The organism is Leifsonia sp. 71-9 (assembly GCF_001898805.1).
In the GTDB taxonomy this organism is placed as follows: Bacteria; Actinomycetota; Actinomycetes; order Actinomycetales; family Microbacteriaceae; genus Leifsonia.
Genome location: NZ_MKVJ01000022.1, coordinates 207640 through 233675 on the forward strand (window position 1 = coordinate 207640; position 26036 = coordinate 233675).

Genomic DNA, 26036 nt, shown 5'->3' on the forward strand with positions numbered 1-26036 from the left:
CGCAGACGTCCCGAGCCGTAGCCGTTGCTACCGCAGACGCGCCGAGCCGTAGCCGTTGCTACCGCAGACGCGCCGAGCCGCAGCAGTTGCTACGGCAGACGTCCCGAGCCGTAGCAGTTGCTACGGCAGACGTCCCGAGCCGTAGCAGTTGCTACCGCAGACGCGCCGGGGCGCCGCAATCGTGGCGCGCCCCCGCGCCCCCGCGCGCCCCGGTCAGCGCTACACGCTCCGACCACTCACACGGTCTGGCGGATGCGGAAGCCGTCGTCGCCGTCAGGCGCGGCGTCGGTCACGTCGAGCGCGGCCACTTCGGACCCGGGAGGCCCCTCCCGCAGCCACGCGAGCATCCGATCGACGGTGGCGGGCTCGCCCTCGACCTCCACCTCGACGCTGCCGTCGGCGCGGTTGCGCGCCCAGCCGGCCACGCCGATGGCCTGAGCCTGTTCGCGCGCCGCCCAGCGGAAGCCGACGCCCTGCACCGTCCCGGTCACGATCGCTCTCTTGCGGATCACACGCCCATTCTGCTCCTGCTTGAATGGTCCGGTGAGCTCACCCGCCGACCGCGCCGCATCGATCGCGGCACTCCGTTCCGACCTGACCGGGGCGGGGTTCGCCGTCTCCGCCCTCACCGACCTGTGGGGCGAGGAGGCGGCGGAGGCGCTGCACCGCGGCCAGCGCGTTCCGGCGGAGCGGGCGCTCGCCCGCCGCGAGACGTCGCCACTCGGCACGCTGGCGTCGCTGTTCGTGCTCGGCCGCCCGGCGACCGTCGAGGCGGCGGAGGCCGCCCTCCCGACGCTGGGGCTCGACGGGGCGCAGGAGCTCGGCCTCCTGCGCCGCGACGACGCACGCGTCACCCCGGCGGTCGACCTGCGCCCCTACTCCTTCGTCGACGCGCTGGGCCCGGCCGAGTGGTGGATCGTCTCCGACCTCGGCGAGTTGGCGCTGGGCCACGCGCTCCCGGAGGATCACGTGCTCGGCGTGGGCGGAGCCTCCATGACCCTCAGCGGGCTGATGCTGCAGCGCCCGGCGGGCACGGCCCTCGACCTGGGCACGGGATGCGGCATCCAGGCGCTGCACGCCCGTCGCCACGCCGAGCGGGTCGTCGCGACGGACATCTCGTCGCGTGCTCTCGAGCTGGCCGCGCTGAACGCCGAGCTCAACGGCGTCGACGGGATCGAGTTCCGGCTCGGCAGCATGTTCGAGCCGGTCGCGGGGGAGCGGTTCGACCACATCGTCTCCAACCCGCCCTTCGTCATCACCCCGCGCGTCGACGGCGTGCCCGCCTACGAGTACCGCGACGGCGGGATGGTCGGCGACGCCCTCGTCGCGGCGTTCATCGACGGCTGCGGCGAGCACCTGGAGCCCGGCGGGGTCGCGCAACTGCTCGGCAACTGGGAGTACCACGGCTACGCCGACGCGCTCGATCGCGTGCGCGGCTGGGTGGACGGCTCCGCGACGCCGCTCGACGCCTGGGTGATCGAGCGCGACACGGAGGATGCGGCCGGATACGCCGAGACGTGGATCCGCGACGGCGGCACCCGGCCCGGCACGGCGGCCTTCGACCAGTTGCTCGGCGCGTGGCTGGACGATTTCGAGGCCCGCGGCGTGCGGCAGGTCGGCTTCGGCTACCTCCTGCTGCGGCGCGCGGAGGGGGTGCCGACGCTGCGGCGGTTCGAGCGCATCCACGGGTCGCTCGGGGCGAACGAGGCCGGGCTGGGCGTGGCGCTGGATGCGGCGCTGGCCGCCCACGACCTCCAAGCCGCTCTCGACGACGACGCGCTCTCGGCGCTGCGGCTGGCGGTGGCCGGGGACGTCACCGAGGAGCGGCACCTCTGGCCCGGCTCGGACGCGCCGACCGCCATCCTGCTCCGGCAGGGCGGCGGCTTCGGACGCACCGTCTCGGCCGACACCGGACTCGCGGCCCTGGCCGGCGCGAGCGACGGCGAGCTCAGCGTCGCGGCGATCGTCGGTGCGCTCGCTCAACTGCTGGAGGTCGACGAGGCCGCGCTGCGCGACGACCTGCTGCCCGCGGTGCGGGGGATGCTGGTCGACGGGCTGCTCACGGTCCCGCCGCAGGACTGAGGATCAGCCCGCCGCCTTCTCCAGCAGCGCGGCGAGGATCTTCTCGTCGGCCGGGGTCAGCTCGACCACGGCGAACGCGGTCGCCCACATCGTGCCCTCGTCGAGCTGCGCGGGGTCGTTGAACCCGATCGTGGAGTACCGCGCCTTGAACTTCGTGGCCGGCTGGAAGAACACGACGGTCTTGCCGGCCTTCGCGTAGGCGGGCATCCCGTACCAGGTCTTCGGCGCGAGCGACGGGGCGTGCTCGGCGACGAGCTCGTGGAGGCGCCGGGCGATGGCCTGCTCGTCCTCCGTCATCTCGGCGATCTTCGCCTGCACCTCGGCGGCGTCGGCGGCGGCCTGCTCCTCCTTCGAGAGGTTCTTCGATGCGCGCTTGGCTTTGATCTCCTGCGCGCGCTCCTTCATGGCGGCGCGCTCCTCGGCGGTGAAGCCGTCGTCGGCGGTCGTGGCGGGGCTCATGGTGGTCCTCCCGGAGTTCTGGATGCTGACGGGTCCAGCCTCCCGCATCCCCCGCCCGCGCGCTTCTCCATTCCTGCTCGACCCCGTTGAGCGCGTGGGCGACGGAGGAGATTCTCGCAATAGGGCCAGGAATCTCCTCCGTTCACCGCGATCGGCCAGGTCGGCACGCCGAATCGCCTCCTATACCGACACGGTGGGCACCGGAGGAGATTCGGGGCGCGAGCTGGCCGATCGCGGGGAAGGGAGGAGATCCGTGCCCGAACGAGCCGTGATCTCCTCCCTTGCCGAATCGATGCGAGGCGACGCGGGGCTACGCGCCGAAGGCGGCGCGGCGGAAGCCGCGGGCGCGGTGCTCGTCGGGGAGGTACGGGCCGTTGCCGAAGACCTTCTCGCGCAGTGTGCCCTCGCGGTACTCGGTCTGCATGATGCCGCGGCGCTGGAGCTCGGGGGTCACGTGGTCGACGAAGTCCTCGAACGAGCCGGGGGAGACGACGTACTGCACGTTCATCCCGTCGACGCCCGCGTCCTGCCAGGCCTCGACGTGGTCCGCGATCTGCTCGGGGGTGCCGACGACGCGCAGATTGCCGAACCAGCGGACGAGTTCGCCGATCGTGTACTGCGGGTTCGGCGACATGGCGATGAGCTTGCCGACGATGCCCTCCTGGCCCTCCGGCCGCTTCGCGATCTCGTGGATCGGCTCCTTCGGGTCCAGCTGCCCGAAGTCGTAGCCGAGGAAGACGCTCTGCTTGGCGAGGTTGGCGTCGATGCTCTGGAAGTCGGTGATCTCCTCGTGGAGGCGCTTGGCCTCCTCCTCGGTGCTGCCGACGACGAAGCCGAGGATGCCGAACAGCTTGACGTCCTGCGCCCGCCTCCCGTGGCGCACGGCGGCGGCGCGCACGTCGGCGACGACCGGGGCGGCCTCGGCCGGGCTGAGGGCGTTGATGAACAGGCCCTCGGCGTTGCGCCCGGCGAAGTCGCGACCGCGCGGCGAGACGCCCGCCTGGATCAGGAAGGGCGTGCGCTGCGGCGACGGCTCGGTGAGGTGCGGGCCGACCACGTCGTAGAACGGGCCGACGTGGTTGATCTCGTGCACCTTCGCCGGGTCGGTGTACTGCTGGCGGGCGAGGTCGCGCACGACGGCGTCGTCCTCCCAGCTCGCCTCCCACAGCTTGTAGACCACGTCGACGTAGTCGTCGGCGCGCGCATAGCGGTCCTCGTGCTCCGGGAGGCCGGCGAGGCCGAGGTTGCGCCCGGCGCCGGGGAGGAACGTGGTGACGATGTTCCAGGCGATGCGGCCCCGGGTCAGGTGGTCCAGCGTCGACATCTTGCGGGCGAACGCGTAGGGCGGCTCCTGCAGGATGTTCTGCGTGAGCACGAAGCCGAGGTTCTCGGTCGCGTAGGCGAGCGCGGGGATGAGCTCGCCCGGGTCGTTGATCGGGAACTGCATGCCGCTGTAGACCGCGCGCTCGCGCGAGTTCTCGAACGCCTCGTACGGCGCGAGCACGTCCGCGAAGAACAGGGTGTCGAAGCGTCCCCGCTCCAGCAGCCGGGCGATGTCGGCCCAGTAGTCGATCGAGTTGTAGTCGAGCTGCTTGCTGCCCGGCCACGCCCACATCCCCTGGTCGTGGTGCGAGACGGAGAAGATGTTGAACGCGTTGAAGATCATCCGCTGACGGTCGGCCATGGTCACGCCACCTGCTCGTTCTCGGCGGGGGACTCGACGACGCCGAGCACCTCTTTGCCGATCTCGCCGGCGAGCACCTCGGTCGAGTACGCCATGAGCTGGCCGGCCTGGGCGTTGCGCAGGTGGCGCTGGATGGGGGACTGCTTCAGGTAGCCGGAGGCGCCGCCCACGCGGACACCGAGCTGGGCGACCTCCACGGCGATCTTGTTCGCCAAGTACTTGGAGCGCGACAGGTTCGGGAAGAACTCGGGCCGGCCGGCGTCCGCCTCGGCGAGCGTGCGCTGGTAGAACGCGTGCACCGCCTCGAGCCGGGACTGCGCGTCGGCGACCTCGTGCTGGATCCACTGCTGGTGCGAGAGCGGCTTGCCCAGGATGGAGCGGTTCTTGGCGTGGTCGACCAGCGCACCGAGCGCGGCGTCGGCGATCCCGAGCGAGATCGCGGGCAGTCCGGCGGGCACCGCGGCGAAGTCGCCCGGGCCGGGGGCGCGTCCGCGGTGCTCCGCGCTCAGGAGGGTGTCGCTGAACGAGAGGAGCTGGCTGCGGGTGGCGCGCAGGCCGAGGGTGTCCCAGATCGGGATGATCGAGACCGTCTCGTCGGGGATGACGGCGAAGAAGGTGGGGGCGTCGTCGACGAGCGCGTTGACGAGCAGGTAGTCGGCGATCTCGCTGCCGGAGACGAAGCGCTTGGCGCCGTCGAGCAGCCAGCCGCCCTCGGTCGGCCGTGCCGCCTGCTGCGGGTTGAGGAAGCGGTTGCCGCTGGTCGGCTCCGAGAGCGCGTTGGCGAAGCGCTTGCCGGCGAGGAACTCGTCGGCGAAGAAGGAGCCCTTCTTCTCCCGGGTCAACTCGGCGAGCCCGACGCCGGCGCCGGTGTGCATCGTCACGATCGTGGCGATCGACGGGTCGGCGGCGGCGAGCACACGCACGACCTCGCCGAAGGCCTGGTAGCTGAGGCCCTCGCCGCCCAGGTGCTCCGGGAGGGTCGCGCGGCTGAGGCCGGCGTCGTGCAGCGCGGTGAGGCTGTCGACGGCGATCTCGGCGCGCTCGTCGTGCGCGGCGGCCTCGGTCTCGAAGCCGGCCGCGAGCGCGCCGACCCTCTCGAGCAGGGCGCGCTCGGCGTCCGGGAGATCGTGCAGGCTGGTCGGGGCGGTCATCGGGCTCCTTCGGGTTCGGGGGAGGGTGTGGGGGACGTGGAGGCTCGCCGCACGACGCGGCCGCGCCGCCAAACGCGCCGGGAGACGACGCAGAGCACCACCAGCGTCGCCAGGTAGGGCAGTGCCTGGAACAGCTCGACCGGCAGCCCGAGGCTCTGGGTCTGGGCGAGCAGCGCGAGCGAGTTGAAGAACGAGAAGAGCAGCGCTCCCGCGATCAGGCCGAACGGGGTGCGGCGGCCGATGATGACGACGGCGAGGGCGACGAAGCCCGCGCCTCCCGTCATCCCGGGCGAGAACGTCCCGATGCTCGCGAGCGGCACGGTCGCTCCGGCGAGCCCGGCGAAGCCTCCCGCGATCACGGCGGCGCCGAGACGGAACCGTGTCGGCGAGATGCCGCGGGTCTTCGCCACGGACTCGTCGTCGCCGACGGCGCGCAGCCGCAGCCCGAACCGGGTGTGGTCGAGCACCAGCCAGGAGAGCACGACGAGCACGAGCGAGAGGTAGAAGAAGGTCCCTGCGTGGGCGAGCCCCGGGCCGATCACCGGGATGCCCTCGATCAGCGGCAGGTGCAGCGGGGGCTGGGTCTGGACGGTCTGGTTGGTCGAGCCGGCGGGGTTGAGCGCCTGGAACAGGAACACGCTGAGGCCCGCGCCGAGCAGCCCGATGGCGATGCCGACGATCACGATGTCGGCCTTGGCGATCGCCGAGGCGACGCCCATCAGCAGCCCGAGGACGAGCCCGGCGAGGATCCCGGCGAGCACGCCGACCCACACGCCGCCGACGTGCGCGCCGAGCACGCCGAAGACGGCGCCGACCAGCATCATCCCCTCGATGCCGACGTTGAAGCCTCCGGTGCGCTCCAGGAAGATCTCGCCGAGGCCGGCGATGACGATGGGCGCGCAGAGGGCGAGCGCACCCGCGAGGACGACGGTCCAGAACTCGACGGGGCTCATGCGGGCACCGTCTCGGTCTTCGCGGCGATGGTGTCCGCCTTCTCGATGCGGCTGAGCTGCAGGGCCGCGAGCGCGAGCGCCGCGGTCAGCAGCAGGATGCCCTGCGTGACGGTGCCGATCGCGGTCGGGGTCGTCCCCGTGGCGATCTGCACGCCCGCGGCTCCGGTGCCCAGCGCGGAGTAGACGATCGCGGCCAGGGCGATCCCGAGCGGGTTGCCGCGGCCGAGCACGGCGACGGCGAGCCCGGCGAAGCCGATGCCGCCCGACACGGAGGGTTCGAGCCGCTGCGTGACGCCGGCCACCTGCATCCACCCCGCGAGACCCGCGGCGGCGCCGGAGACGAGGAGGGCGGTGAGCACGGCGGAGCGTGGCGTCAGGCCGAGCCGCGCGGCGAGCACCGGGCGCGACCCGTACACCTCGAGCACGAACGCCTGCCGCGTGCGGGACCACCACCAGGCGCCGAGCAGGATCAGCGCGACGATGACGATGCCGACGTGGATGCGGCCGCTCACCGGCAGCTGCGGGAGCTGCGACGGCAGGGGCAGGGGCGGCGACTGCGGGCTGGCGTTGGTCTCCGGGTCGCGCAGCACGGTGCGCAGCAGGTAGGTCAGCAGCGAGACGGCGAGGTAGTTGGCGAGCAGGGTGAAGAGGATCTCGTTGACGTTCCAGCGGATCTTGGCGACCGCGGCCGGGAGCGCCCACAGCATCCCGCCGATGACGCCCGCGACCGCGCCGAGCGGGAGGGCGACGGCCGGGCTGGCATCCGGACCGAGCAGGAGGGCGACCACCGTCGACAGGATGGCGCCGACGATCAGCTGCCCTTCCGCACCGACGGTGACGACGCCCGCGCGCAGCGCGACCGAGACGCCGATCGCGACCAGTGCGAGCGGAGTCGCGTTCGAGAGGGTCTGAGTGAGGTTGTAGCCGTCGCCGAAGGCGCCGGTGAACCACCCGCCGAGCGCCGCGCCCAGGTCGCCGCCGGTCGCGACGACGAGCACGAAGACGACGGCGAAGCCCGCGACAACGTAGAGGGCGGCGATCAGCGGTCCGCGGCGGCGGTGCAGCCAGGTGGGGAGGGCGGTCACGCGCTGACCTCCCCGCCGAGCCCGGCCATGCCGCGCCCGATGCGGGCGCTGTCGAAGTCGGCGGCGTCGAGGCTGTCCACGATGCGTCCCTTCGAGAGGATGAGGATGCGGTCCGCGAGGTCGCGGATCTCGTCGGTGTCGGCGCTCACCAGCAGCACGGCGGTCCCGGCGGCGGCGGCCGCGCGCACCTCGCCGCGGATCACGGCGCTGGCGTGCAGGTCGAGGCCCTGCGTCGGGCCGTGTAGCACGGCGACGGCGGGGGCTCCGTCGAGCTCGCGGCCGACGAGGAGCTTCTGTTGGTTGCCGCCGGAGAGGGCGCGCGCCGGGAGGTCCGGGTCGCGCGGGCGCACGTCGTGGCGTTCGAGCAGCTCCGTGGTGAACCTGCGCACGGCGCGGGTGTCGATGCGTCCGCGGCGGAGGAACCGGCCGCCCAGCCCCAGCGTCCGCAGCACAGCGGACCGCGTGAGCGGGGCATCCGGCAGCAGGGCGTCGATGCGGACCTCGGGCACATAGGCGAGACTGGCCTGGGCGGCGCGGTCCGGCCGACCGGTGACCGTGGCGCCGTCGACCGAGACCGTGCCGGAACGGAGAGGGAGGATGCCCGCGGCGGCCTCCGCGAGCGCGGTCTGTCCGTTGCCCGCGACGCCCAGCACGCCGACGACCTCGCCGCCGCGCACGCTCAGGCTGACGCCGTCGATGCCCGTGCCGGTCGAGCCCGTCGATGCCTCGCGCAGCTCGAGACGCGCCTCCCCGGCGATCGTGTGCTCGCGGCGCGGCACCGGGGGAACGCTGCCGACCATCGCCCGGACGAGGTCCTCGTCGGAGACGTCGGCCACGGGGGAGGACAGGGTCACGCGGCCGTGCGAGAGCACGGTGACCGTATCGGCGACGAGGCGCACCTCGTCGAGCCGGTGGGTGATGAGGAGTACGGCGTACCCGGCGGCCGCGAGCGAGCGCACCCGCTCGAACAGCGCCGCGGTCTCGAACGGGCCGAGTGCCGACGTGGGCTCGTCGAGCAGCAGGATGCGCGCGCCCTGCGCGAGCGCGATCGCCAGCTCCCCGAGCTGCCGCTGCGCCAGACCGAGATCGCGCACGCGCACGTCCGGCTCGACGGGGAGACCGGCCGAGCCGGCGGCCTCCCGCAGCAGACGGCCGGCGCGACGCCGGCGGGCGAGCCGCTCCGGCTGGCCGAGCACGAGGTTCTCGGCGAGGGTGAGCTCGGGGATGAGGCTGAGCTGCTGCGGGACCAGCCCGATCCCGTGCCGGATCGCGGAGGCGCGACCCGAGAAGACCGCGGGCGCGCCGTCGACCGTCACGGTTCCGGCGGTCGGCTGCTCCAGCCCGGCGAGGATCTTGAGCGCCGTGGACTTGCCCGCGCCGTTCTCGCCGACGAGGGCGTGGATGCTGCCCGGCTGCACGGCGAGATCGACGGCGTGCAGCACCTGGGCGCCTCCGTACGACTTGGAGGCGCCCAGGAGGGCGAGGGAGGCGGTCATCGCGGTCTGCGGCTCCGGGTGCGGGTGGGGTCGGCTCTAGCCGATGGCCGGGATGGTGAGCTCGCCGCTCGCGAGCTTCGCGGCGAGCTCGTCGACCTGCGCGCTGATGTCCTTCGGCAGGTCCGGTGCGGCGTCGACGGCGTTGATGTCGGCGAAGATCAGACCCTTGTTGGCGATGGTGGAGGTGTAGGAGTGCTTGCCGAAGTCGCCCTTCTTCAGGTGCCCGACGACCTCCTCGAGGGTGGGCGTGAAGTCGAGCTTCACCAGGCCGACGTTGACGGCCTTCGCGTCGGACGAGGACGTGCTGGACGCGCCGAGGGTCGCGATGCCGCCGGCTTTGGCGGCGGAGAGCACGCCGGAGGTGTAGCCCTCGGCGCCGGTGACGATCAGCTTCGCGCCGGCCGCGATCTGGGCCTTGGCGGCCTGGTTGGCGAGGGTCGGGTCCTCCCAGCTGCCGGTGAAGATCGGCTCGAGCTCGGTGGCCGACGGGTTCGCGGCCTTGAGGCCGACCGACAGCGCCTTGTACGACGTCTCGTTGAAGGGGGCGAGCTGCCCGTCCACGACGCCGATCGGGGAGAGCCCGGTCTTGCCGGCGACCCAGCCGGTCAGGTAGCCCTGCTGGTCGCTCGCATAGGTCCAGGTCTCGACGTTGGCGGTGGCCTTGTCCAGGATGTCGGCGGAGCCGGTGGCGACGAAGTGCGCCTTCGGCAGCTCCTTCGCGACGGTGAACACCGAGTTGCTGAAGTCGAGGCCCCAGCCGATGATCAGGTCGTAGCCCTGCGACGCGTACTGGCGGAAGGCCGCCTCGGCGTCGGACGAGCTGGTGACGGACTCGCGGATCTGGGCGGTGATCTCGCCCTTCTTCTCGAGGGCGTGCGCGGCATCGGCCGCGTACTGGTTGAACCCGCCGTCGTTGGCGAGGCCGCCGAGCACGACGGCGACCTTCGGCTTGTCGGCGGCGGAGGTGGACCCGGCGGTGGCGCCGGACGAGCAGGCGGCGAGCACGGCCACGACGGACACGGCGAGCAGCGGGGCGAGCAGGGAGCGCAGCTTCATGGGGGTGGGGGCCTTTCGGGGGGACGCGGGGATCGCGGGGATCGCGACGTCGCGGGAGAGGTGCGGAACGGGTGAGGTGCAACTTGTCGACAAGTGTGCACGGGAGGTCGTCCCAACCGCGATGCCGGCCGTAACGAAACGCCACAGACGCCGGCCATCCCCGCTCGACGCCCGCGGATCAGTGCGTCAGACCGCGTCCCACGGGGGCCGGACGGAGCGCACGAACGAGTAGCGCACGACCTCCGGGAGGTGGTGCTCGAACGCGTAGAACAGGCGGCGGCCGCTCACCGAGACGCCGATGAGCTCGAAGGTGAGCACCGGCGTGCCCTCTGGGCGGTCGAGCCGTTCGGCGTCGGATCCCGCGAGCACCGCCGCGCCGGGCGTCGCGACCTCCCAGACCAGCGATTCGCCCCACGCCTGGCCGACCGCGGTGAAGACCGATTCGTCGAGCTCGCGCGGGGAGTCGTCGGGGAGCAGCAGGTAGCCGGAGGCGAGCATGGCCGGTTCGCCGTCGGCCCGCCAGCGCTTGACGCTGCGGAGCGCGGGATGCCCGACCTCCACGTCGAGCAGCGCGGCCACGTGCTCCGGCAGCGGGACGACCGCGGACTCCAGCACCTCCACCCCGGCCTGGTAGCCCATGCGCGAGAGGAGCACGGTGTGCTCGAACTGGTCCTCCAGCCGCACGCTCATCCGCAGGCCCACGTGGTCGACCGTCGTCGCGGCCCCCTGCCGTCGGCGCAGGATGCCCTGGCGCTCGAGCTCGGCGAGCGCGTTGCGCAGCTGCTGGCGCGTGCAGCCGAGACGGGCCGTGAGCTCCAGTTCGCCGGGCAGCGCCGCGTTCGCCGCCGCCGCCTCCCGCACCTCGCGCAGCAGCTCGTTGTGCAGACGCCGGTCGTCCTGCGCCTTGGCGTCGCCTCGGTCGGTCACAGTCACCGAACCGAGCGGGCGTCGAGGGTCGCGGCCAGCTCCGCCGCCAGCCGGCGCTTCGTGTCGTCGTCGGCGAAGGAGGCCGCGATCGACGCCGCCGCGAACCCGGCCAGGTCGTCGTGGCCGAGTGCGAACGCCTCCGCGCACACCGCCCAGTCCGCCTCGAGCGTCGTCCCGAGGGGTGCCGGGTCGTCGGTGTTGATCGTCACGTTCACGCCGGCGTCGCGCAGCGCGAGCAGGGGATGCTGCGCCCAGTCGTCGGAGAGACCCAGCACGATGTTGGAGCGCGGGCACACGCCCACCGGGATCTGCTCGTCGGCCAGGCGCCGCACGAGAGCCGGGTCCTCGATGGAGCGGATGCCGTGGTCGATGCGCTCGGCGTGCAGCAGGTCGAGCGCATCCCGCACCCCCTCGGGCCCGCTGGACTCGCCCGCGTGTACGGTGCGGTGCAGGCCGGCATCGCGGGCGATCGCGAACGCGTCCGCGAAGCGCGCGCTGACCCGTCCCGCGGCGCGCTCGTCGCCGTCGATCGAGAGCGCAACCACGTGGCGGGGGCGGGCGGCGGCGAGCCACTCGGCGGCCTCCCGCGCCTCGGCCGCGCTCTGCTGGCGCAGCAGCGAGTAGCAGAGCCGCACCGGGGCGAGTCCGTCCTGCTCCGCCTCGTCGATCCCGGCGGCGAGCGCGTCGAACAGCTCGGGAACGCGACCCGCCCAGGCGCTCCAGTGCGTCGGGTTGATGATCGCGTCGGTGTAGCGGATGCCCGACGCCGTCTGGCGGGCGGCGAACGTGTAGGCATGGCGCGCCGCCTGCTCCGGGGTGCGGATCAGCCCGCACTCCCAGTCGAGGAAGCGGAGGAAGGCGCCGAGGTCGCCTGCCCCGTCGGAGTCGTGGTGGGTCGTGACGTCGAAAAGCGTCGCCGCCGGTCCGGGGAGCGGCTCTCCCGCCTGCTTCGCGAGGTCGAGCAGGTCGACCAGGGTGAAGTGGCCCTCCAGGTGCACGTGCACCTCCGCCTTCGGCAGGGCGCGGATCCACGACTCGTCGATGCGGGCGCGGGGACCGGTCTGCGGCTGGTCTGTCTGGGGCAGGACGGTGGTCATCGGGCGCCATCCTTTCGCGGTGACAGGCCTGCCGACTCTAATCCGCGCCGCGGCTTGTTGACAAGTTGTGGGTCGGGCTGTTGCGCCCGCGGCGTCGCTGACGGAGGGGATCCTGTCCGTCGGCCCTGCGATCCCCTCCGTTCACCGCGATTCGACGGCTGCACGAGCCGAACCTCCTCCCGTACCGACGGCGCGGACAACGGAGGAGATTCGGGACGCGAGGTGCCGAGAAGGCAGGGAAGGGAGGAGATCAGGCCTGGATGAGCCGTGATGTCCTCCCTTGGCGCGTGCCTCGCCCTACCGGCCGCCCTCGCGCTTGCGGTGACGCTGCGCCACCGCCTGCTCGCCGTACGGGTAGATCTCCGCGCGCGGGGCACTCGCGTCGTCGAGGGTGCGGCGCAGGTCATCCGGGAGGACCACCTCCGCCGCGCCGAGGTTCTCGTCCAGCTGCTCGATCGTCCGCGCACCCAGGATGACGGACGTCACCGCCGGCCGGTCCGCCAGCCAGCGGAGCGCCACCTGCGACGGGCTCGCCCCCACCTCGGCGGCGACGGCCGCGACCGCGTCCACCACCTCCCAGGTGCGCGGGTCGGCGTTGCGGGCCTCCCACGCCTCCATGCCGCGCGTCGGGTTCTCGCCCAGGCGGGTGGAGCCGGTGGGGGACTCGTCGCGGCGGTACTTGCCGCTCAGCCAGCCGCCGGCCAGCGGGGACCACGGCAGCAGGCCCATCCCGGCGTCGAGCGCGGCGGGCACGATCTCGTGCTCGATGCCGCGGACGAGGAGGTTGTACTGGGGCTGCAGGGTGACCGGCGGCGCCCACCCGTGCTCGGCCGCGAGCCGCACGGCCTTGGTGAGCTGCCAGCCGAGGTAGTTCGAGAAGCCGTAATAGGAGATCTTCCCCGCCGAGACGGCGTCGTCGAGGAAGCGCAGGGTCTCCTCCAGCGGCGTCAGGCCGTCCCACGCGTGCAGCTGGTAGAGGTCGATGTGGTCGACGCCGAGGCGGCGCAGCGAGTCGTCGAGGGCGCGGCGGAGGTGGGTGCGCGACAGGCCGAGGTCGTTCGGGCCGGCCCCCATCGGGAAGCGGCCCTTGGTGGCGAGCACGATGCCGTCGCGGCGGCCGTGGTTGCGTGCCAGCCAGCGCCCGATGATCGATTCCGAGACGCCCGCGCTGTACACGTCGGCCGTGTCCACGAAATTGCCGCCGGCGTCGAGGTAGCGCTCCAGGATGGCGTGGGAGGACTGCTCGTCCGCCTCCGCTCCGAAGGTCATCGTGCCGAGCGCCAGCTCCGACACCATGGTCCCGCTGTTTCCGAGGTTGCGAAGTTCCATACCCGCGAAGCTAGCCCTGAGCGGCGCTCCCGCCTACCGTTCGGAGGGATGAAGCTGCTGATGATCTCCGACACGCACGTCCCGAAGCGCGCGCGGGCGCTGCCCGAGCAGGTGCTGGCCGCGGTGGACTCCGCCGATGCGGTCATCCACGCGGGCGACTGGGTGGATGCGGCGACGCTCGACGTGCTCGAGGAGCGGTCGCGCCGGCTCATCGGCGTCTGGGGCAACAACGACGGTCCGGAGCTGCGCGGGCGGCTGCCGGAGGTGGCGCGGGCCGAGCTGGGAGGGCTCCGGTTCGCGGTCATCCACGAGACCGGGCCGGCCGGCGGGCGGGAGGCGCGGGCCGACCGCGACTTCCCGGACGCGGACGTGCTGGTGTTCGGTCACTCCCACATCCCGTGGGACACGGTGTCGCCGGCCGGGCTGCGCCTCCTGAACCCGGGCTCGCCGACCGATCGCCGGCGGCAGCCCGAGTGCACGTACCTCACCGCGACCGTCTCCGACGGGGCGCTCTCCGACGTGCGGCTCGTGCCGGTCAGGCGGGCTTCGGCACGACCGTGAGCACGCGCTCGATGTACTCGAAGAACGAGACCATGAAGCCGCGTAGGAAGGCTTCGGTGCCCTCGTTCGTGACCGTGCCGTCCTCCTCGATGAGCCCCGGCTTCAGCTGGAGGTAGGCCTCCGGCGCGTTCATCTGCGGCGCCTGCAGGAAGCTGAGCACGCTGCGCAGCTGCTGCTGGGCGACCGCCGTCCCGATCGCGCCGGTCGAGGCGCCGATGGCGGCGGAGGCCTTGCGGGCGATCACGTTCTCGCCGTGCGGACGGCTCGCCCAGTCGATCGCGTTCTTGAGGGCGCCCGGGATGGAGCGGTTGTACTCCGGCGTCACGAAGAGGAGGGCGTCCTGGGCGGCGATCGTCGCCTTGAACTCCAGCGCGGAGGCGGGGAAGTCGCCGTCGAGGTCGCGGTTGTAGAGCGGGAGGCCGCCGATCTCGATCTCGGTGAATTCGAGCTCGGCCGGCGCGAGGCGGATGAGCGCGCGGGCGAGGTGCCGGTTGATCGACTTCGTGGAGAGGCTGCCCACGAAGTAGCCGACCCGGTAGGGCGGTTGCAGGACGTTGATGGTTGCCATGCCGCCAGACTGCACCCGGTCGTGCCGCAGCGGAAGACCGGAATAGGGCATCTGCCCGATGCTCGGCCCCTGCCTTAGCGAGCAGTCTGAGGTGGTCGGATCGACGAGAGGGATGGACGGATGCTGCTGCTCGAAGAATATGTGAACGCCAGGGTCAACGCCGCGGAGGACGCCCGCCGGCAGGCGGAGCGCGAGCTCCTGCGGCAGGTACGCGAGCGCGCGATCGTCGTGCGGTGGCGCGAGGCGCGGGAGGCGCGCCGGATCGTGCGCGGGTCGCGTCGCGCGCGCCGGGTCGACGAGGCGACGCACCCGGCCGGAGCGCCGGAGGCGGCGGGCGCGGAGGCGTCGGCCGAGGCGGCCGCGCGCGACCTGGCCCGTACCGCTCGGTGAGCGGGCTTCTGCCCTCCGCAGAGCGGTCACGGGACCACTCACCGATGTCGGTGGAGCGTGCCAGCATGGAGGTATGCGATCACCGGCGTCGAGCCCCACGATGATCGGACGGGAGTCCGACCTGACGGCGCTGCACGACGAGCTCCGGGCGGTCTCCGCCGGAGGCACCCGCGCGGTCGTCATCGGCGGAGAAGCGGGCATCGGCAAGACGCGGCTGATCACCGAGTTCCTCGAGCAGGCGGAGTCGTCGGCGACCGTGCTCCTGGGCCGGTGCGTCGACCTCGGCAGCGACGGGGCGCCGTTCGGGCCGTTCGCGGCCGCGCTGCGCCGCCTCATCGAGCTCGTCGGGCTCGACGCCGTGCTGGCGGCCGCCGGCCCCGGCGCCGGCGGTCTCTCCGCCCTGCTGCCGGAACTCGGCGATCACACGTCGGTCCCGGCCCGCACCGGCGCCGAGCGGCTCTACGAGCTGGTGACCGTGCTCTTCGAGAACCTCTCGGCCGAGCGCCCGATCGTGCTGGCCATCGACGACATCCACTGGGCGGACACCTCCACCCTGGAGCTGCTGCGCTTCGTCGTGCGCATGAGCGAGCGCGGCCGCGTGCTGGTGCTGCTCGGCTACCGCAGCGACGAGGTCACGCGCGGGCATCCGCTGCGCGCCTACCTGGCCGAGCTGGAGCGCACCCGCCGGGTCACCCGCTGGGAGCTGGGGCGCCTCACGCGCGCCCAGGTCGCCGGCCAGCTGGAGCTGCTCCTGGGCTGCGTCCCCGACGCCGCCACCGTCGACCAGGTCAACCGCTTCAGCGAGGGCGTGCCGTTCTTCGTCGAGGAGCTCGCCGGCATCGACGGCCTGGTCACCGGCGACGACCTCCCCGAGACCCTGCGCGAACTGCTGCTGGCGCGCTACGAGCGGCTCAGCGAGCCGGCGCAGCGCCTGCTGCGCATCGTGGCGGCCGGCGGCGTGTGCGTCGAGCACGACCTCCTCACCGCCGTCTTCGACGGAACCCCCGAGCAGCTTGACGCCGCGGCGCGCGAGGCGATCGTCGCCAACGTGCTGGTGGCCGACACGACCGAGTACGTCTTCCGCAACGCCCTGGTGCGGGAGGCCGTCCACGCCGACCTGCTGCCGGGGGAGCGCACTCGCTTCCACACCCGGTACGCCGAAGCGCTGGAGGCCGGACCGCAGCACTCCGCCATCCAGCTCTCCACCCACTGGATGGCGGCGCACGATCTGCGCCGCGCGTTCACCTCGTCCGTCGAGGCGATGGACGAGGCACGCCGTTCCTACGCCTACGCCACCGTGGCCGCGATGGGCGACCGTGCGCTCGAGCTCTGGGAGCGCGTCCCCGACGCGGAGGCGCTCGGCGGGCTGAGTCGCGTCGACCTCCAGGCCCGGACGGCCTCGGCGCTCCGCAACGCGGGCGACAGCGAGCGCGCCCTCGCGATGGTCTCCGTCGCCCTCGAGGACGCGTCGGGGCTCGCGCCCGCCCGGCACGCGCGGCTGCTGCGCGATAAGGCCCAGTACCTCACCAACCTCAATCGTCCCGGCAGCATCGAGCTCCTGCGGCAGGCACTCGAGCTCGTCCCCGCTGGCTCGGTCGGCCCCGGCGACGCCCTCCGCCCGCAGCTGCTGGCCGAGCTGGCGGCCCGGCTCATGCTCGCCGCACGCTTCGACGAGGCGATCGACACCACGACCGAGGCCATCGAGGAGCTCGGCGATGCGACGGACCCCCGGCTCTCCATCGCGCACAACATCCGGGGCTGCGCGCTCGTCGCCACCGGCGAGATCGAGCGCGGGCTCGCCGAGCTGGAGCGGGCGCGCGTCGTCGCCGGCGGCGACATCGCCGCGCTGCTCCGGCACGCGGTCAACGCCTCCGACGCCCTCAACGGGCTGGGCCGCTACGCCGACGCCGTGCGGATCGCCGAGGCCGGCGCCGCCCGCGCGCGGGAACGCGGCGTCGAGCGCACCTCGGGCGTCATCCTGTCGTCGAACACGATCGAGCCGCTCCTCGCGCTCGGCCAGCTCGACCGGGCGGAGGCGCTGCTCGACCCGGCGCTCGCGCTCGACCCGCCGCCCAGCTTCCGCGCGCACCTCCAGCACCTGAAGCTGTGGCTGACCCTGTGGCACGGCGACGTGGAGGGGGCCGACGCGCTTCTCCGCCGCTGGCGGACGGGCCTGCGGCTGCAGGGCGACCTCGAAGCGCAGTCGTTCCTCGGGGTGGCGCGCATCGAAGCCGAGATCGCGCTCGCCCGCGGTGATGCCGCGCACGCGTGGAGCGAGGCCAGGGTGGTGCTCGACGAGAGCCATCGCTCGATCCCCGCGAAAGACCTCCCCGTCCTTGCCGCCGCGGCCCGCGCGCTCGCCGACCGCGCGCTGGCCGACCCGGCGGGCGAACGTTCCGACGTCCTGGCCTCCGCGGAGGCGGTGGAGGCGGCTCTCGGCCGGCTCGCCCACTGGCCCACCGCGCCGGTGTGGGGTGCGATGACCACCGCGGAGCTGGCGACAGCGCGCGCCGCCGTCGCGACGGACGATCGTGACGCCGCCTTCGCCGCCGCGGTCGACGCCTGGCGGCAGACCGTGGAGGCCACGGCGTCACCGCTCGCGCCCGCGCAGCTGCGTCCGTACGCGCTCGCCCGCGCCGCTCGCGTGGCCATCGCCGCCGGGGACCGGCCCGCGGCCGACCGGCTGGCGGCGGAGGCGGGAGCCGCCGCCGACGCGCTCGGGTACGGCCTGATCTCCGCGGCCGCCGCGGCCCTCACCTCCCCGCGCGGCACGCGCGCGCCGGCAGGGGTGTCCGGTCCGGGCGCGCCGCTGACGGAGCGCGAGGAGCAGGTGCTCGCGCTGATCGAGCAGGGCCTCAGCAACAAGCAGATCGGCGAACGGCTCTTCATCAGTGCCAAGACGGCGAGCGTCCACGTGTCGAGCATCCTGCGCAAAGTGGGCGCATCCTCCCGCACCGAGGCGGTCTACCGGGCGGGCCAGAGCGTGCGCTAGCCCGTGCTGCTCGGCGCCGCGTGCGCCGGCCCGTTCTCAGCGTTCGGAGGCGATCGCGCAGTGGATGCAGAACTCGGCGGTCGGGCGGGCCCGGAGGCGGTCGGCGCCGATCGGCCGCCCGCAGTGGGCGCAGATGCCGTAGGTGCCGAGCCGGAGGCGCTCCCCGGCCGCGTCGACGGCGGCGAGATCCTGGGCGGTGTCGGAGCGCAGCGCCTGCAGCCGGCTCCACTCCGAGCTGAGCGTCGGCCCCTCGGGGTCGTGCTCGTCGTCCGAGGTCGACTCCGACCGCGATGCCAGCAGCGTGCCGAGCGTCTCGGCGATGTGCTCGCCCTCGGCGATGTCGTCGTGGCGGCGTCGGTCGAGCACGGCGGCGAACTCCTCGAGCTCGTCCTCGCTCAGACCGCTCACGCCGTAGAGATCGATCGTTCCCGTGTCCGTCGTGTGCATCGGCGCACTCCTTTCCCCCCGTCAGAGGGTAACCCCGGCTGCGCCCGTAGGCTCGGAGCCGTGCCTTCTTATCGTGTCATCGTGTCCGTCGGCGCTCTGCGCGCCGGGGTCGCCCCTCAGGACGTCGAGCCCGCTGCTGCCGCCGCCGCTGCCGAATGGACCGTCGTCGAGGCCTCGAGCGTCGACGTGGTCGCCCGGGAGGCCCGGCTGACCGTCCGCTTCGTCGCCGAGTCCGTGCCGGAGGCGCTCGCCGTCGCCGAGCACACGCTCGCGAGCGTGCGGGCGATGGCCGAGACGACCGGATGGCGGCTCACCGAGCGCGTCGGCGGACGCTGGTTCCGCCGGGCGTGAGGCGGCCTCCCGCCACCGGGGTGCGCCGTCAGGCCGCAGCGGGCAGCGTCTCCTCGATGAGGGAGAGGATCGCCGGGTCGTCCGGCTCGGTCGTCGGGCGGAAGCGGTGCACGGCGCCGTCGGGCGTCACGACGAACTTCTCGAAGTTCCACTTGACCTTGCCGGCCTTGCCCGCCTGATCGGGGTGCGTGGTCAGCTCGGCGTAGAGGGGATGGGCGGAACGGCCGTTCACGCGCACCTTCTCCATCATCGGGAAGGTCACACCCCAGGTGGTGGAGCAGTACTCCTTGATGGCGTCGGTCGAGCTCAGCTCCTGGAGGAACTGGTTGCTCGGGAACCCGATCACGGTGAAGCCGCGGTCGCCGTAGGTCTCCTGCAACTTCTCGAGCTTCTCGTACTGCGGCGCCAGGCCGCAGCGGGAGGCCACGTTGACGATCAGGATCACCTTGCCGGAGTAGTCGGCGAGCGAGGCGGGAGCGCCGTCGATGGTGCTGAAGGGGATGTCCATGAGGCTCATGATGCGAGCGTAAGACTTCGCCGAGGCGCTCGGGGCGCCGGACGGCGGTCCACAGCGAAGACTCAGCGGCGGGACGGGCGGCTCACTCGGACCCGTGCGGGTGCCGGTGGGTCTGCACCGCGTCGTAGGTCAGCTGCAGCGAGGGGAGGGAGTCGGGATCGAGGCGCTGGACGATGCGCACGAACAGGAAGTCGACGACCGCGAGCTGGGCGATCCGGCTCGACATCGCACCCGGCCGGTAGCGGGTCTCGCTCGCGCTGGTGACGAGCACGTGGTCGGCGTGCTGCGCGATCGGCGATGCGGGGAAGTTGGTGACCGCGACCGTGGTCGCTCCCGCCCGCTGCGCCGTCCGGAGGCTGTCGACGGCCTCCAGCGTCAGCCCCGAGTGCGAGAAGCCGATCGAGACCGAGCGCTCGGTGAGCAGGGCCGCACCGGTGAGCGCCAGGTGGATGTCGCTGGTGTTGAAGGCGATGACGCCGATGCGGTGCAGCTTCTGCTGCAGGTCGATCGCGGCGAGGCTGCTGGAGGCGGCGCCGTAGATCTCCACCCGGTCGGCCGCGACGACCGCGTCGGCCACCGCGTCGAGCGTGGGGACGTCGACGCTGGCCGCGGTCGACTCGATGGCGCGGGCCTCGTGATAGGCGATCTTGGCGAGCACGTCGCGGCCGTCGTCGTCGGGCGCGATCTCGGCGTCGGCCACGCCGAACCGGCCGAGCGACACCTCCTCTCGCCCCCGCGTCGAGGCCAGGTCGAGCCGCAGCGCGCCGTATCCCGCGTACCCGACGGCCTGGCAGAACCGCACGACCGTGGCGACCGAGACCTCGCAGCGCTCGGCGAGACCGGTGATGGGCAGGTCCACCACCGCGGCGGGCTCGGCCAGGACCAGCCGGCCGACCCGCTGCTCCGACGGGCGCAGCCCCGGCAGGGCCTGCCCGATGCGGGCGACGGCGTCCACGTTCATGGCATCCTCTCCGCCCGTTCCGGAAGAACGCGACATGTAAACGATATTCCTTCGAATTGAATCGGCGGTAAATTTGCGTCATGGTGTTTCCTGGCGGTCCGAGCGGACCGGCGGGTGCGACGAAGGAGGCGGACGTGCGCCGAGGGATCGACGGGGTGAGCGGAGCGTGAGCGTGCTCGCGATCGACATCGGCGGGACGGGCTCGCGCGCGGCGCTGACGGGGCAGGAGCCGGCCACCGGGCCCGGTGTCAGCGTCGGCCCCGACGGCATCCGCGTCGGGCCGCTCCTCGACGACCTGCTCTCGGCGCTGCCGCCGGAGGGTGTGGCCGCCGCGGCGACGGTCTCGGTGGGGATGAGCGGCCTCCTCGGCCTGACCCCGCCCGACGCCGTGCTCGCCGAGCTGCGCCGGCGCTGGCCTCGCGCGCGCATTCTGCTCGCCTCCGACGCCGTCACGGCGGCGGCCGCCGCTCTCGGCCTCGACGGCGGCGCCGTGCTCGCGGTCGGGACGGGCGTGGTCGGGCTCGCGACGGACTTCCACGAGGTCTGGCGCCGGGCGGACGGTTGGGGCCACCTCCTCGGCGACGAGGGCGGCGGCGCCTGGATCGGGCTCGCCGGGCTGCGTGCGGCGGTGCGCGAGCACGACGGCCGCGCGGGTGGATCGGCCGCGCTGCTGGCCGCCGCGGAGCGCCTGCTCGGGCCGGCGGAGAGCCTCCCGTCGCGGCTGTACACCCGCGACGACCGCGCCGGCGTCCTCGCCTCCTTCGCTCCCGCCGTGGCCGAGGCCGCCCGCGAGGGGGATCCGGTCGCGCTCGGGATCTGGCGCGAGGCGGCCGAGGCGCTCGCCGCGACGGCCGGGGCGCTGCTCGCCGCTCACGTCCCGAGGCGGCTCGCCGTGATCGGCGGCGTGACCGGCGTCGGCGCGCTGCTGCTCGACCCGCTGCGCGAACGTCTCGCTCGGACGGCTCCGGGTGTCGAGCTGCTGACCCCGGCGGTGCGCCCGCTCGACGGCGCGCTGCTGCTGGCCGACGCGGACGGCCTGCCCGCGGGTGGACACCCGCCCTACCTGACCATCGACCCCGCAGGAGACCGCCCGTGACCGCGTCCACGAAAGCCATCGACCGCCACGCGGCCGCGCACGACGCGTCGCACTACCTGCTCGTCCCCGCCGAGGTCGCCCGCCCGGGCACGGCCCAGGAGGTCGCCGACCTCCTCGTCTCCGCGCGCGACCGCGGTCTGCCGGTGACGTTCCGTTCGGGCGGCACCAGCCTGTCCGGCCAGGGTGTGACGGCCGGGGTCCTCGCCGACACGCGCCACGCGTTCCGCACGGCCGACGTGCTCGACGGCGGCGCGCGCGTGCGGGTGCAGCCCGGGATGACCGTCCGCCAGGTGAACGCCCGCCTCGCCCGGCACGGGCGCAAGCTCGGGCCCGACCCGGCGAGCGAGATCGCCTGCACGATCGGCGGCGTCGTCGCGAACAACTCGAGCGGCATGGCCTGCGGCATCGAGCAGAACACCTACCGGACGCTGGAATCGCTCGTCGTGGTGCTGCCGAGCGGGACGGTGCTCGACACCTCCCTCGCCGACGCCGACGAGCGCCTGTGCGCCGCCGAGCCGGAGCTGCATGCCGGGCTGCTCGCGCTGCGCGACCGCGTGCGCGCCGACCCTGCCTCGGTGGCGACCGTCGAGCGCTTCTTCGCCATGAAGAACACCATGGGCTACGGCATCAACGCCTTCCTCGACTTCGACACCGCGGTCGACATCCTGACCCATCTCATCGTCGGCAGCGAAGGCACCCTCGGCTTCGTGGCCGAGGCCGTCTTCCGCACGGTGACGCTGCACCCGGCCGCGACCACGGCGCTCGCCGTGTTCGGGACGCTGCGCGAGGCGACCGCCGCCCTGCCCGCGATCGTGGCCACCGGCGCCGCGACCGTCGAGCTCATGGACTCCACCTCCCTGCGACTGGCCGCCCGCGCCGACGACGCGCCGACGGAGCTGCGGGAGCTGGCGATCGACGACCACGCCGCCTTCCTCGTCGAGTTCCACGGGCCCGACGCGCAGGCCGCCGAGGCCGCTCGCGCCGACGCGGCTGCGGTCTTCGACGCCCTGCCGCTCAGCCTCCCGCTGCGCTTCACGACCGACGCGGCCGAGCGCGCGGCCCTCTGGCACATCCGCAAGGGCCTCTACACGACGGTCGCCGAAGCGCGCGCGCCCGGCACCACGGCGCTGCTCGAGGACGTCGTCGTGCCGGTGCCGACCCTCCTGGATGCCTGCGCCGGCCTGCGCGACCTGTTCGCCGCCCACGGCTACGAGGACAGCGTGATCTTCGGGCACGCGAAGGACGGTAACATCCACTTCATGCTCAGCGAGCGGCTGGGGGAGCCCAGCGGCGTCGACCGGTACCGCGCTTTCACCGACGATATGGTCGAGCTGATCCTCGGCCTCGGCGGCTCGCTCAAGGCCGAGCACGGCACCGGTCGCATCATGGCGCCGTTCGTCCGCCGCCAGTACGGCGACGAGCTCTACGCGGTGATGCAGGAGGTCAAGCGGCTGTTCGACCCGCACGGCATCCTGAACCCGGGCGTGCTGCTGAGCGACGACCCCGACTCGTACCTGCGGGATCTCAAGACCGCGCCGCCGGTCGAGGACGAGGTCGACCGGTGCGTCGAGTGCGGCTACTGCGAGCCGGCCTGCCCCTCCCGCGACCTCACCCTCACCCCGCGGCAGCGCATCGTGCTGCGGCGCGAGCTGCGAGCCGCCGAGCTGGCCGGGGACGAGGCGCTCGCCGCCGAGCTGCGGGACGACTACGAGTACGCGGGCGTGCAGACCTGCGCGGTCGACGGGATGTGCCAGACGGCCTGCCCGGTCAACATCAACACCGGCGATCTGGTGCGCCGCCTCCGCGGGGAATCCGCCTCCCGCGTCGCTGCCGGGGCGTGGGACGCTGCGGCCGCCGCGTGGGGACCCGTGAGCCGTGGGGGCGGCGTGGCGCTCACCGTCGCCGATGCGCTCCCCGCGCCGCTGGTGCGCGCGGCGACGGACGTCGGCCGGGCGCTGCTCGGCTCGGACACCGTGCCCCGCTACGACGCCGGGCTGCCCCGGGGCGGCACACGCCGGTCGCCGCGCGCCGCCGCCGAGCCGCAGGCCGTGTTCTTCGCCGCCTGCATCGGCACGATGTTCGGCGCGGAGGGCGGCGGGATGGGCTCGACGGCCGCGTTCCTCGCCCTCTGCGAGCGCGCGGGCGTGGAAGTGACCGTGCCCGACGGCATCTCGTCGATGTGCTGCGGGACGCCGTGGAAGTCGAAGGGCTTCCACGACGGTCACGAGCGCATGTCCGAGCGCGTCCTGCCCGCGCTGCTGGCGGCCTCCCGTGACGGCGAGCTGCCGATCGTCTGCGACGCGGCCTCCTGCACCGAGGGGCTGGAGGCACTGCGCGACGCGGCCGTGACGGCGGGCGGCGACTATGCCCGGTTGCGCTTCGTGGACTCCGTGGACTTCGCCGCGACCGCCCTCCTGCCCGGCCTCGACGTCGTCGACGAGCTGCCGTCGCTGGTGCTGCACCCGACCTGCTCGACCCAGCGGCTGGGCGTCGACGGCGCGCTGCGACGCGTCGCCGAGGCCGTCGCCGCCGACGTGACGGTGCCCATCGACGCCGGGTGCTGCGCGTTCGCGGGCGACCGCGGGCTGCTGCATCCCGAGCTGACGGCCTCCGCCACCGAGCGCGAGGCGGCCGAGGTCGGCGCGCTGGCGGCGGAGGCGGCGGCAGCTGGGACCGTCACCGCCTACGCGTCGGCCAACCGCACCTGCGAGCTCGGGATGTCGCGGGCGACCGGCCAGCGGTACCGCCACATCCTGGAGGTCGTCGAGGAGGCTACGCGACCGAGGCCAGCGGCGCCTGCGGGTCGGCCGTCCACTCGCTGAGCGACGCGTCGTAGACGGCGACGTCCGTGCGGCCGAGCACGGCCAGCGCGAGGGCGTCGGCGGTCGCGGCGATGCCGCTGCGGCAGTACGCGACGATCGGATCCGGCGACGCGAGCGCGTCGGCGAACAGCTCGCGCAGCTCCCGCGCGGGCAGGAACGTGTTGGTCTCCCGCGAGACCAGGCGCCCGGCCGGCACGCTGAGGCTGCCCGGGATGTGGCGGGCGGCGAAATCGCGCGCCGGGAGCCCGCAGAGCAGCGTGGCGGTGCGGTCGCCCGCGGCGATCTCGGCGACCGTGGACTTGTCGGCCCAGAAGCCCGGCTGTTCGGCGGCGGCGAAGCCGGACCCCGTGCGCGGCTCGACGTGGCCGCGAGAGACGGGGCGCCCTTCGGCGCGCCAGGCGGTCGCGCCTCCGTCGAGCACCGCCACACCCGTGTGGCCGAACGAGCGGAACAGCCACCAGAGCCGCGCGGCCCACTGGCCGGCGGCCGCGTCGTAGATCACGACCGTGGTTCCGGCGTCGATGCCGACCGCTTCCGCGGCCGCGGCGAAGGCTGCCGCATCCGGGCGCGTGAACGGGTACGGGCCTGTCGCGTCGCTGAACCCGTCGAGCAACTCGGCGAAGACCGCGCCCGGGATGTGCCCCTCCACCAGGTACTGGTCGAGCCCGCTGACGAACGTCGGGCGCCCGTCGGCCCCGGTGGCCGGGACGACCGTCGCGTCGAGCACGACCAGCCCCTCGGAACCGAGGTGGTCGCACAGCCACTGGGTGGACACCAGCGGCCCCGCCAGGGCGGCGCCCAGCGCGGTCGAACGGTCGGCGTCGGATGCGGGTGTCGTGCTCACGGGACCACGCTAGGCGGCGCCACCGACGCCCGGCACCCCGCGCGCAACGCGACGTAACCGGCTCGCGCGCCGAGCCGCGCTCGCGCGGCGCTCGCGCGGTCTCGCGAGGTGCGAGCAGGTGCGGCTATCCGCCCCGCAATACCCGCAACTACTCGCCCTTCGTGGCCGGGCGGCGGCCGACGTGTGGATGACTTCTCGCGAGGCGTGAGTTGTTGCGGGTATTCGCCCCGCAATACCCGCAACCACTCACCCTTCGCGCGCTCGCGCGAGTGGCGGAGGTGGATGGCGCTTGGCGCTCGGCGGGCGGCGCTTCTCGCGAGGTGTGAGTTGTTGCGGGTATTCGTCCCGGAACACCCGCAACTACTCGCCCTTGCGAGTGCGTGAGCGCGCGGGCGCGCGAGCGCGGGAGTGCGCGGCCGCGCCAGCGGTGCGAGGTGAGCGGGCCATTTTCGCGAGGTGTGAGTTGTTGCGGGTATGCGGCGCGAGATACCCGCAACTACTCACCCTTCGCGGGCGGGCGGCGGCCGTCGTGTGGATGGCTTCTCGCGAGGTGTGAGTTGTTGCGGGTATTTGGCCCGCAATACCCGCAACTACTCACCTCTCGCGCGTGGGGGAGTCCGCGGCTTCGCGAGGTGTGAGTTGTTGCGGGTGTGCGGCGCGGGATACCCGCAACTACTCACGCTTCGCGAGCCAGGCGCTTCGCGAGCCAGGCGCGCGGGGCGCGGCGCTCAGCACTCGATGACGTTGACCGCGAGGCCGCCCTCGCTGGTCTCCTTGTACTTGGTGGACATGTCGATGCCGGTCTGACGCATGGTCTCGATCACGGTGTCGAGCGAGACGAGGTGGGAGCCGTCGCCGTGGAGGGCGAGGCGGGCGGCGGAGACCGCGGTGGAGGAGGCGATGGCGTTGCGCTCGATGCAAGGGATCTGCACGAGGCCGCCGACGGGGTCGCAGGTGAGGCCGAGGTGGTGCTCCATGGCGATCTCCGCGGCGTTCTCGACCTGGCGGGGCGTGCCGCCGAGCACGGCGCACAGGGCTCCCGCGGCCATCGCGCAGGCGGATCCGACCTCGGCCTGGCAGCCTCCCTCTGCACCCGAGATGGAGGCGTTCGCCTTGAAGAGGGAGCCGATCGCGGTGGCGGTGAGCAGGTAGCGGCGGATGCCGTCGG

General features: G+C 73.3%; 24 protein-coding genes. 7 read left to right on the top strand and 17 right to left on the bottom strand.

Annotated features, from left to right (window positions below; all coding sequences use genetic code 11):
* Nucleotides 1-236: 236 nt before the first annotated feature.
* A complete protein-coding gene (locus BGO91_RS21045; protein ID WP_290474688.1) occupies nucleotides 237-512 on the bottom strand; it encodes an acylphosphatase in 276 nt (91 codons plus the stop codon).
* Between the two features lie 31 nt (nucleotides 513-543).
* On the opposite strand from BGO91_RS21045, the gene BGO91_RS21050 reads away from it, so the two are divergent.
* The gene (locus BGO91_RS21050; RefSeq protein WP_290474689.1) at nucleotides 544-2082 is read left to right on the top strand and encodes a methyltransferase; all 1539 of its coding nucleotides are present in this window, start codon (nucleotides 544-546) and stop codon (nucleotides 2080-2082) included.
* A gap of 3 nt (nucleotides 2083-2085) precedes the next feature.
* Here the strand turns inward: BGO91_RS21050 and BGO91_RS21055 are convergent, their stop codons facing one another.
* From BGO91_RS21055 to BGO91_RS21100, 10 genes are all read right to left on the bottom strand, one after another.
* The gene (locus BGO91_RS21055; protein WP_290474690.1) at nucleotides 2086-2541 is read right to left on the bottom strand and encodes an iron chaperone; all 456 of its coding nucleotides are present in this window, start codon (nucleotides 2539-2541) and stop codon (nucleotides 2086-2088) included.
* Nucleotides 2542-2851: 310 nt separating this feature from the next.
* Nucleotides 2852-4225: an LLM class flavin-dependent oxidoreductase gene (locus BGO91_RS21060; RefSeq protein ID WP_290474724.1), complete on the bottom strand. Its 1374-nt coding sequence runs from the start codon at nucleotides 4223-4225 to the stop codon at nucleotides 2852-2854.
* Nucleotides 4226-4227: 2 nt separating this feature from the next.
* Nucleotides 4228-5376, bottom strand: coding sequence for an acyl-CoA dehydrogenase family protein (locus BGO91_RS21065; RefSeq protein ID WP_290474691.1), 1149 nt, complete (start codon nucleotides 5374-5376; stop codon nucleotides 4228-4230).
* Nucleotides 5373-6329 (bottom strand): ABC transporter permease, encoded by a 957-nt coding sequence (locus BGO91_RS21070; RefSeq protein ID WP_290474692.1) that lies wholly within the window; start codon nucleotides 6327-6329, stop codon nucleotides 5373-5375. Before BGO91_RS21070 ends, BGO91_RS21065 begins: the two co-directional genes overlap by 4 nt.
* Complete coding sequence (locus tag BGO91_RS21075) at nucleotides 6326-7414, bottom strand: ABC transporter permease (protein ID WP_290474693.1); 1089 nt, start codon at nucleotides 7412-7414, stop codon at nucleotides 6326-6328. The genes BGO91_RS21070 and BGO91_RS21075 overlap by 4 nt, the downstream gene beginning before the upstream one ends.
* A complete protein-coding gene (locus BGO91_RS21080; protein WP_290474694.1) occupies nucleotides 7411-8910 on the bottom strand; it encodes an ATP-binding cassette domain-containing protein in 1500 nt (499 codons plus the stop codon). The genes BGO91_RS21075 and BGO91_RS21080 overlap by 4 nt, the downstream gene beginning before the upstream one ends.
* Before the next feature lie 36 nt (nucleotides 8911-8946).
* Entirely contained in the window at nucleotides 8947-9966 is a 1020-nt protein-coding gene (locus BGO91_RS21085; RefSeq protein WP_290474695.1) for a BMP family ABC transporter substrate-binding protein, read from the bottom strand.
* Between the two features lie 186 nt (nucleotides 9967-10152).
* Nucleotides 10153-10893, bottom strand: coding sequence for a GntR family transcriptional regulator (locus BGO91_RS21090; protein ID WP_290474696.1), 741 nt, complete (start codon nucleotides 10891-10893; stop codon nucleotides 10153-10155).
* Between the two features lie 2 nt (nucleotides 10894-10895).
* Nucleotides 10896-11990: an adenosine deaminase gene (gene add, locus BGO91_RS21095; protein ID WP_290474697.1), complete on the bottom strand. Its 1095-nt coding sequence runs from the start codon at nucleotides 11988-11990 to the stop codon at nucleotides 10896-10898.
* A gap of 297 nt (nucleotides 11991-12287) precedes the next feature.
* Entirely contained in the window at nucleotides 12288-13319 is a 1032-nt protein-coding gene (locus BGO91_RS21100) for an aldo/keto reductase (RefSeq protein ID WP_290474698.1), read from the bottom strand.
* Nucleotides 13320-13367: 48 nt separating this feature from the next.
* Here BGO91_RS21100 and BGO91_RS21105 point away from each other — a divergent pair, with 48 nt between their 5' ends.
* On the top strand, nucleotides 13368-13880 hold the full coding sequence (locus BGO91_RS21105) for a metallophosphoesterase (protein ID WP_290474699.1): 513 nt from the start codon (nucleotides 13368-13370) through the stop codon (nucleotides 13878-13880).
* Here the strand turns inward: BGO91_RS21105 and BGO91_RS21110 are convergent.
* Nucleotides 13855-14448: an NADPH-dependent FMN reductase gene (locus BGO91_RS21110; protein ID WP_290474700.1), complete on the bottom strand. Its 594-nt coding sequence runs from the start codon at nucleotides 14446-14448 to the stop codon at nucleotides 13855-13857. The genes BGO91_RS21105 and BGO91_RS21110 overlap by 26 nt on opposite strands.
* Before the next feature lie 120 nt (nucleotides 14449-14568).
* Between BGO91_RS21110 and BGO91_RS21115 the strand changes: the two genes are divergently transcribed.
* Nucleotides 14569-14838 (top strand): hypothetical protein, encoded by a 270-nt coding sequence (locus BGO91_RS21115; RefSeq protein ID WP_290474701.1) that lies wholly within the window; start codon nucleotides 14569-14571, stop codon nucleotides 14836-14838.
* 73 nt (nucleotides 14839-14911) lie between these two features.
* The gene (locus BGO91_RS21120) at nucleotides 14912-17830 is read left to right on the top strand and encodes a helix-turn-helix transcriptional regulator (RefSeq protein ID WP_290474702.1); all 2919 of its coding nucleotides are present in this window, start codon (nucleotides 14912-14914) and stop codon (nucleotides 17828-17830) included.
* A 36-nt stretch (nucleotides 17831-17866) separates the two neighbouring features.
* Here the strand turns inward: BGO91_RS21120 and BGO91_RS21125 are convergent, their stop codons facing one another.
* The gene (locus tag BGO91_RS21125; RefSeq protein ID WP_290474703.1) at nucleotides 17867-18277 is read right to left on the bottom strand and encodes a TraR/DksA family transcriptional regulator; all 411 of its coding nucleotides are present in this window, start codon (nucleotides 18275-18277) and stop codon (nucleotides 17867-17869) included.
* Between the two features lie 60 nt (nucleotides 18278-18337).
* On the opposite strand from BGO91_RS21125, the gene BGO91_RS21130 reads away from it, so the two are divergent.
* Complete coding sequence (locus BGO91_RS21130; RefSeq protein WP_290474704.1) at nucleotides 18338-18628, top strand: hypothetical protein; 291 nt, start codon at nucleotides 18338-18340, stop codon at nucleotides 18626-18628.
* 28 nt (nucleotides 18629-18656) lie between these two features.
* Here the strand turns inward: BGO91_RS21130 and BGO91_RS21135 are convergent, their stop codons facing one another.
* Nucleotides 18657-19145: a glutathione peroxidase gene (locus BGO91_RS21135; protein ID WP_021762489.1), complete on the bottom strand. Its 489-nt coding sequence runs from the start codon at nucleotides 19143-19145 to the stop codon at nucleotides 18657-18659.
* An 82-nt stretch (nucleotides 19146-19227) separates the two neighbouring features.
* Nucleotides 19228-20106, bottom strand: a complete 879-nt coding sequence (locus tag BGO91_RS21140; protein WP_290474705.1) for a MurR/RpiR family transcriptional regulator — start codon at nucleotides 20104-20106, stop codon at nucleotides 19228-19230.
* A gap of 166 nt (nucleotides 20107-20272) precedes the next feature.
* On the opposite strand from BGO91_RS21140, the gene BGO91_RS21145 reads away from it, so the two are divergent.
* On the top strand, nucleotides 20273-21202 hold the full coding sequence (locus BGO91_RS21145) for an N-acetylglucosamine kinase (RefSeq protein ID WP_290474706.1): 930 nt from the start codon (nucleotides 20273-20275) through the stop codon (nucleotides 21200-21202).
* Nucleotides 21199-24024, top strand: a complete 2826-nt coding sequence (locus BGO91_RS21150) for an FAD-binding and (Fe-S)-binding domain-containing protein (RefSeq protein WP_290474707.1) — start codon at nucleotides 21199-21201, stop codon at nucleotides 24022-24024. The genes BGO91_RS21145 and BGO91_RS21150 overlap by 4 nt, the downstream gene beginning before the upstream one ends.
* Here BGO91_RS21150 and BGO91_RS21155 read toward each other — a convergent pair.
* Together BGO91_RS21155 and BGO91_RS21160 are read right to left on the bottom strand one after the other, a co-directional pair.
* Nucleotides 23975-24868 (bottom strand): sulfurtransferase, encoded by an 894-nt coding sequence (locus BGO91_RS21155; RefSeq protein WP_290474708.1) that lies wholly within the window; start codon nucleotides 24866-24868, stop codon nucleotides 23975-23977. The genes BGO91_RS21150 and BGO91_RS21155 overlap by 50 nt on opposite strands.
* Nucleotides 24869-25596: 728 nt before the next feature.
* Nucleotides 25597-26036: L-serine ammonia-lyase, iron-sulfur-dependent, subunit alpha (locus BGO91_RS21160; protein ID WP_290474709.1), on the bottom strand; the 440-nt coding region annotated here is incomplete at its 5' end.

Coding starts and splice junctions, on each gene's coding strand:
- BGO91_RS21055 (WP_290474690.1), bottom strand. CDS start 2,541: ATGAGCCCCGCCACGACCGCCGACGACGGCTTCACCGCCGAGGAGCGC.
- BGO91_RS21060 (WP_290474724.1), bottom strand. CDS start 4,225: ATGGCCGACCGTCAGCGGATGATCTTCAACGCGTTCAACATCTTCTCC.
- BGO91_RS21065 (WP_290474691.1), bottom strand. CDS start 5,376: ATGACCGCCCCGACCAGCCTGCACGATCTCCCGGACGCCGAGCGCGCC.
- BGO91_RS21070 (WP_290474692.1), bottom strand. CDS start 6,329: ATGAGCCCCGTCGAGTTCTGGACCGTCGTCCTCGCGGGTGCGCTCGCC.
- BGO91_RS21080 (WP_290474694.1), bottom strand. CDS start 8,910: ATGACCGCCTCCCTCGCCCTCCTGGGCGCCTCCAAGTCGTACGGAGGC.
- BGO91_RS21085 (WP_290474695.1), bottom strand. CDS start 9,966: ATGAAGCTGCGCTCCCTGCTCGCCCCGCTGCTCGCCGTGTCCGTCGTG.
- add (WP_290474697.1), bottom strand. CDS start 11,990: ATGACCACCGTCCTGCCCCAGACAGACCAGCCGCAGACCGGTCCCCGC.
- BGO91_RS21100 (WP_290474698.1), bottom strand. CDS start 13,319: ATGGAACTTCGCAACCTCGGAAACAGCGGGACCATGGTGTCGGAGCTG.
- BGO91_RS21105 (WP_290474699.1), top strand. CDS start 13,368: ATGAAGCTGCTGATGATCTCCGACACGCACGTCCCGAAGCGCGCGCGG.
- BGO91_RS21110 (WP_290474700.1), bottom strand. CDS start 14,448: ATGGCAACCATCAACGTCCTGCAACCGCCCTACCGGGTCGGCTACTTC.
- BGO91_RS21115 (WP_290474701.1), top strand. CDS start 14,569: ATGCTGCTGCTCGAAGAATATGTGAACGCCAGGGTCAACGCCGCGGAG.
- BGO91_RS21120 (WP_290474702.1), top strand. CDS start 14,912: ATGCGATCACCGGCGTCGAGCCCCACGATGATCGGACGGGAGTCCGAC.
- BGO91_RS21125 (WP_290474703.1), bottom strand. CDS start 18,277: ATGCACACGACGGACACGGGAACGATCGATCTCTACGGCGTGAGCGGT.
- BGO91_RS21135 (WP_021762489.1), bottom strand. CDS start 19,145: ATGAGCCTCATGGACATCCCCTTCAGCACCATCGACGGCGCTCCCGCC.
- BGO91_RS21140 (WP_290474705.1), bottom strand. CDS start 20,106: ATGAACGTGGACGCCGTCGCCCGCATCGGGCAGGCCCTGCCGGGGCTG.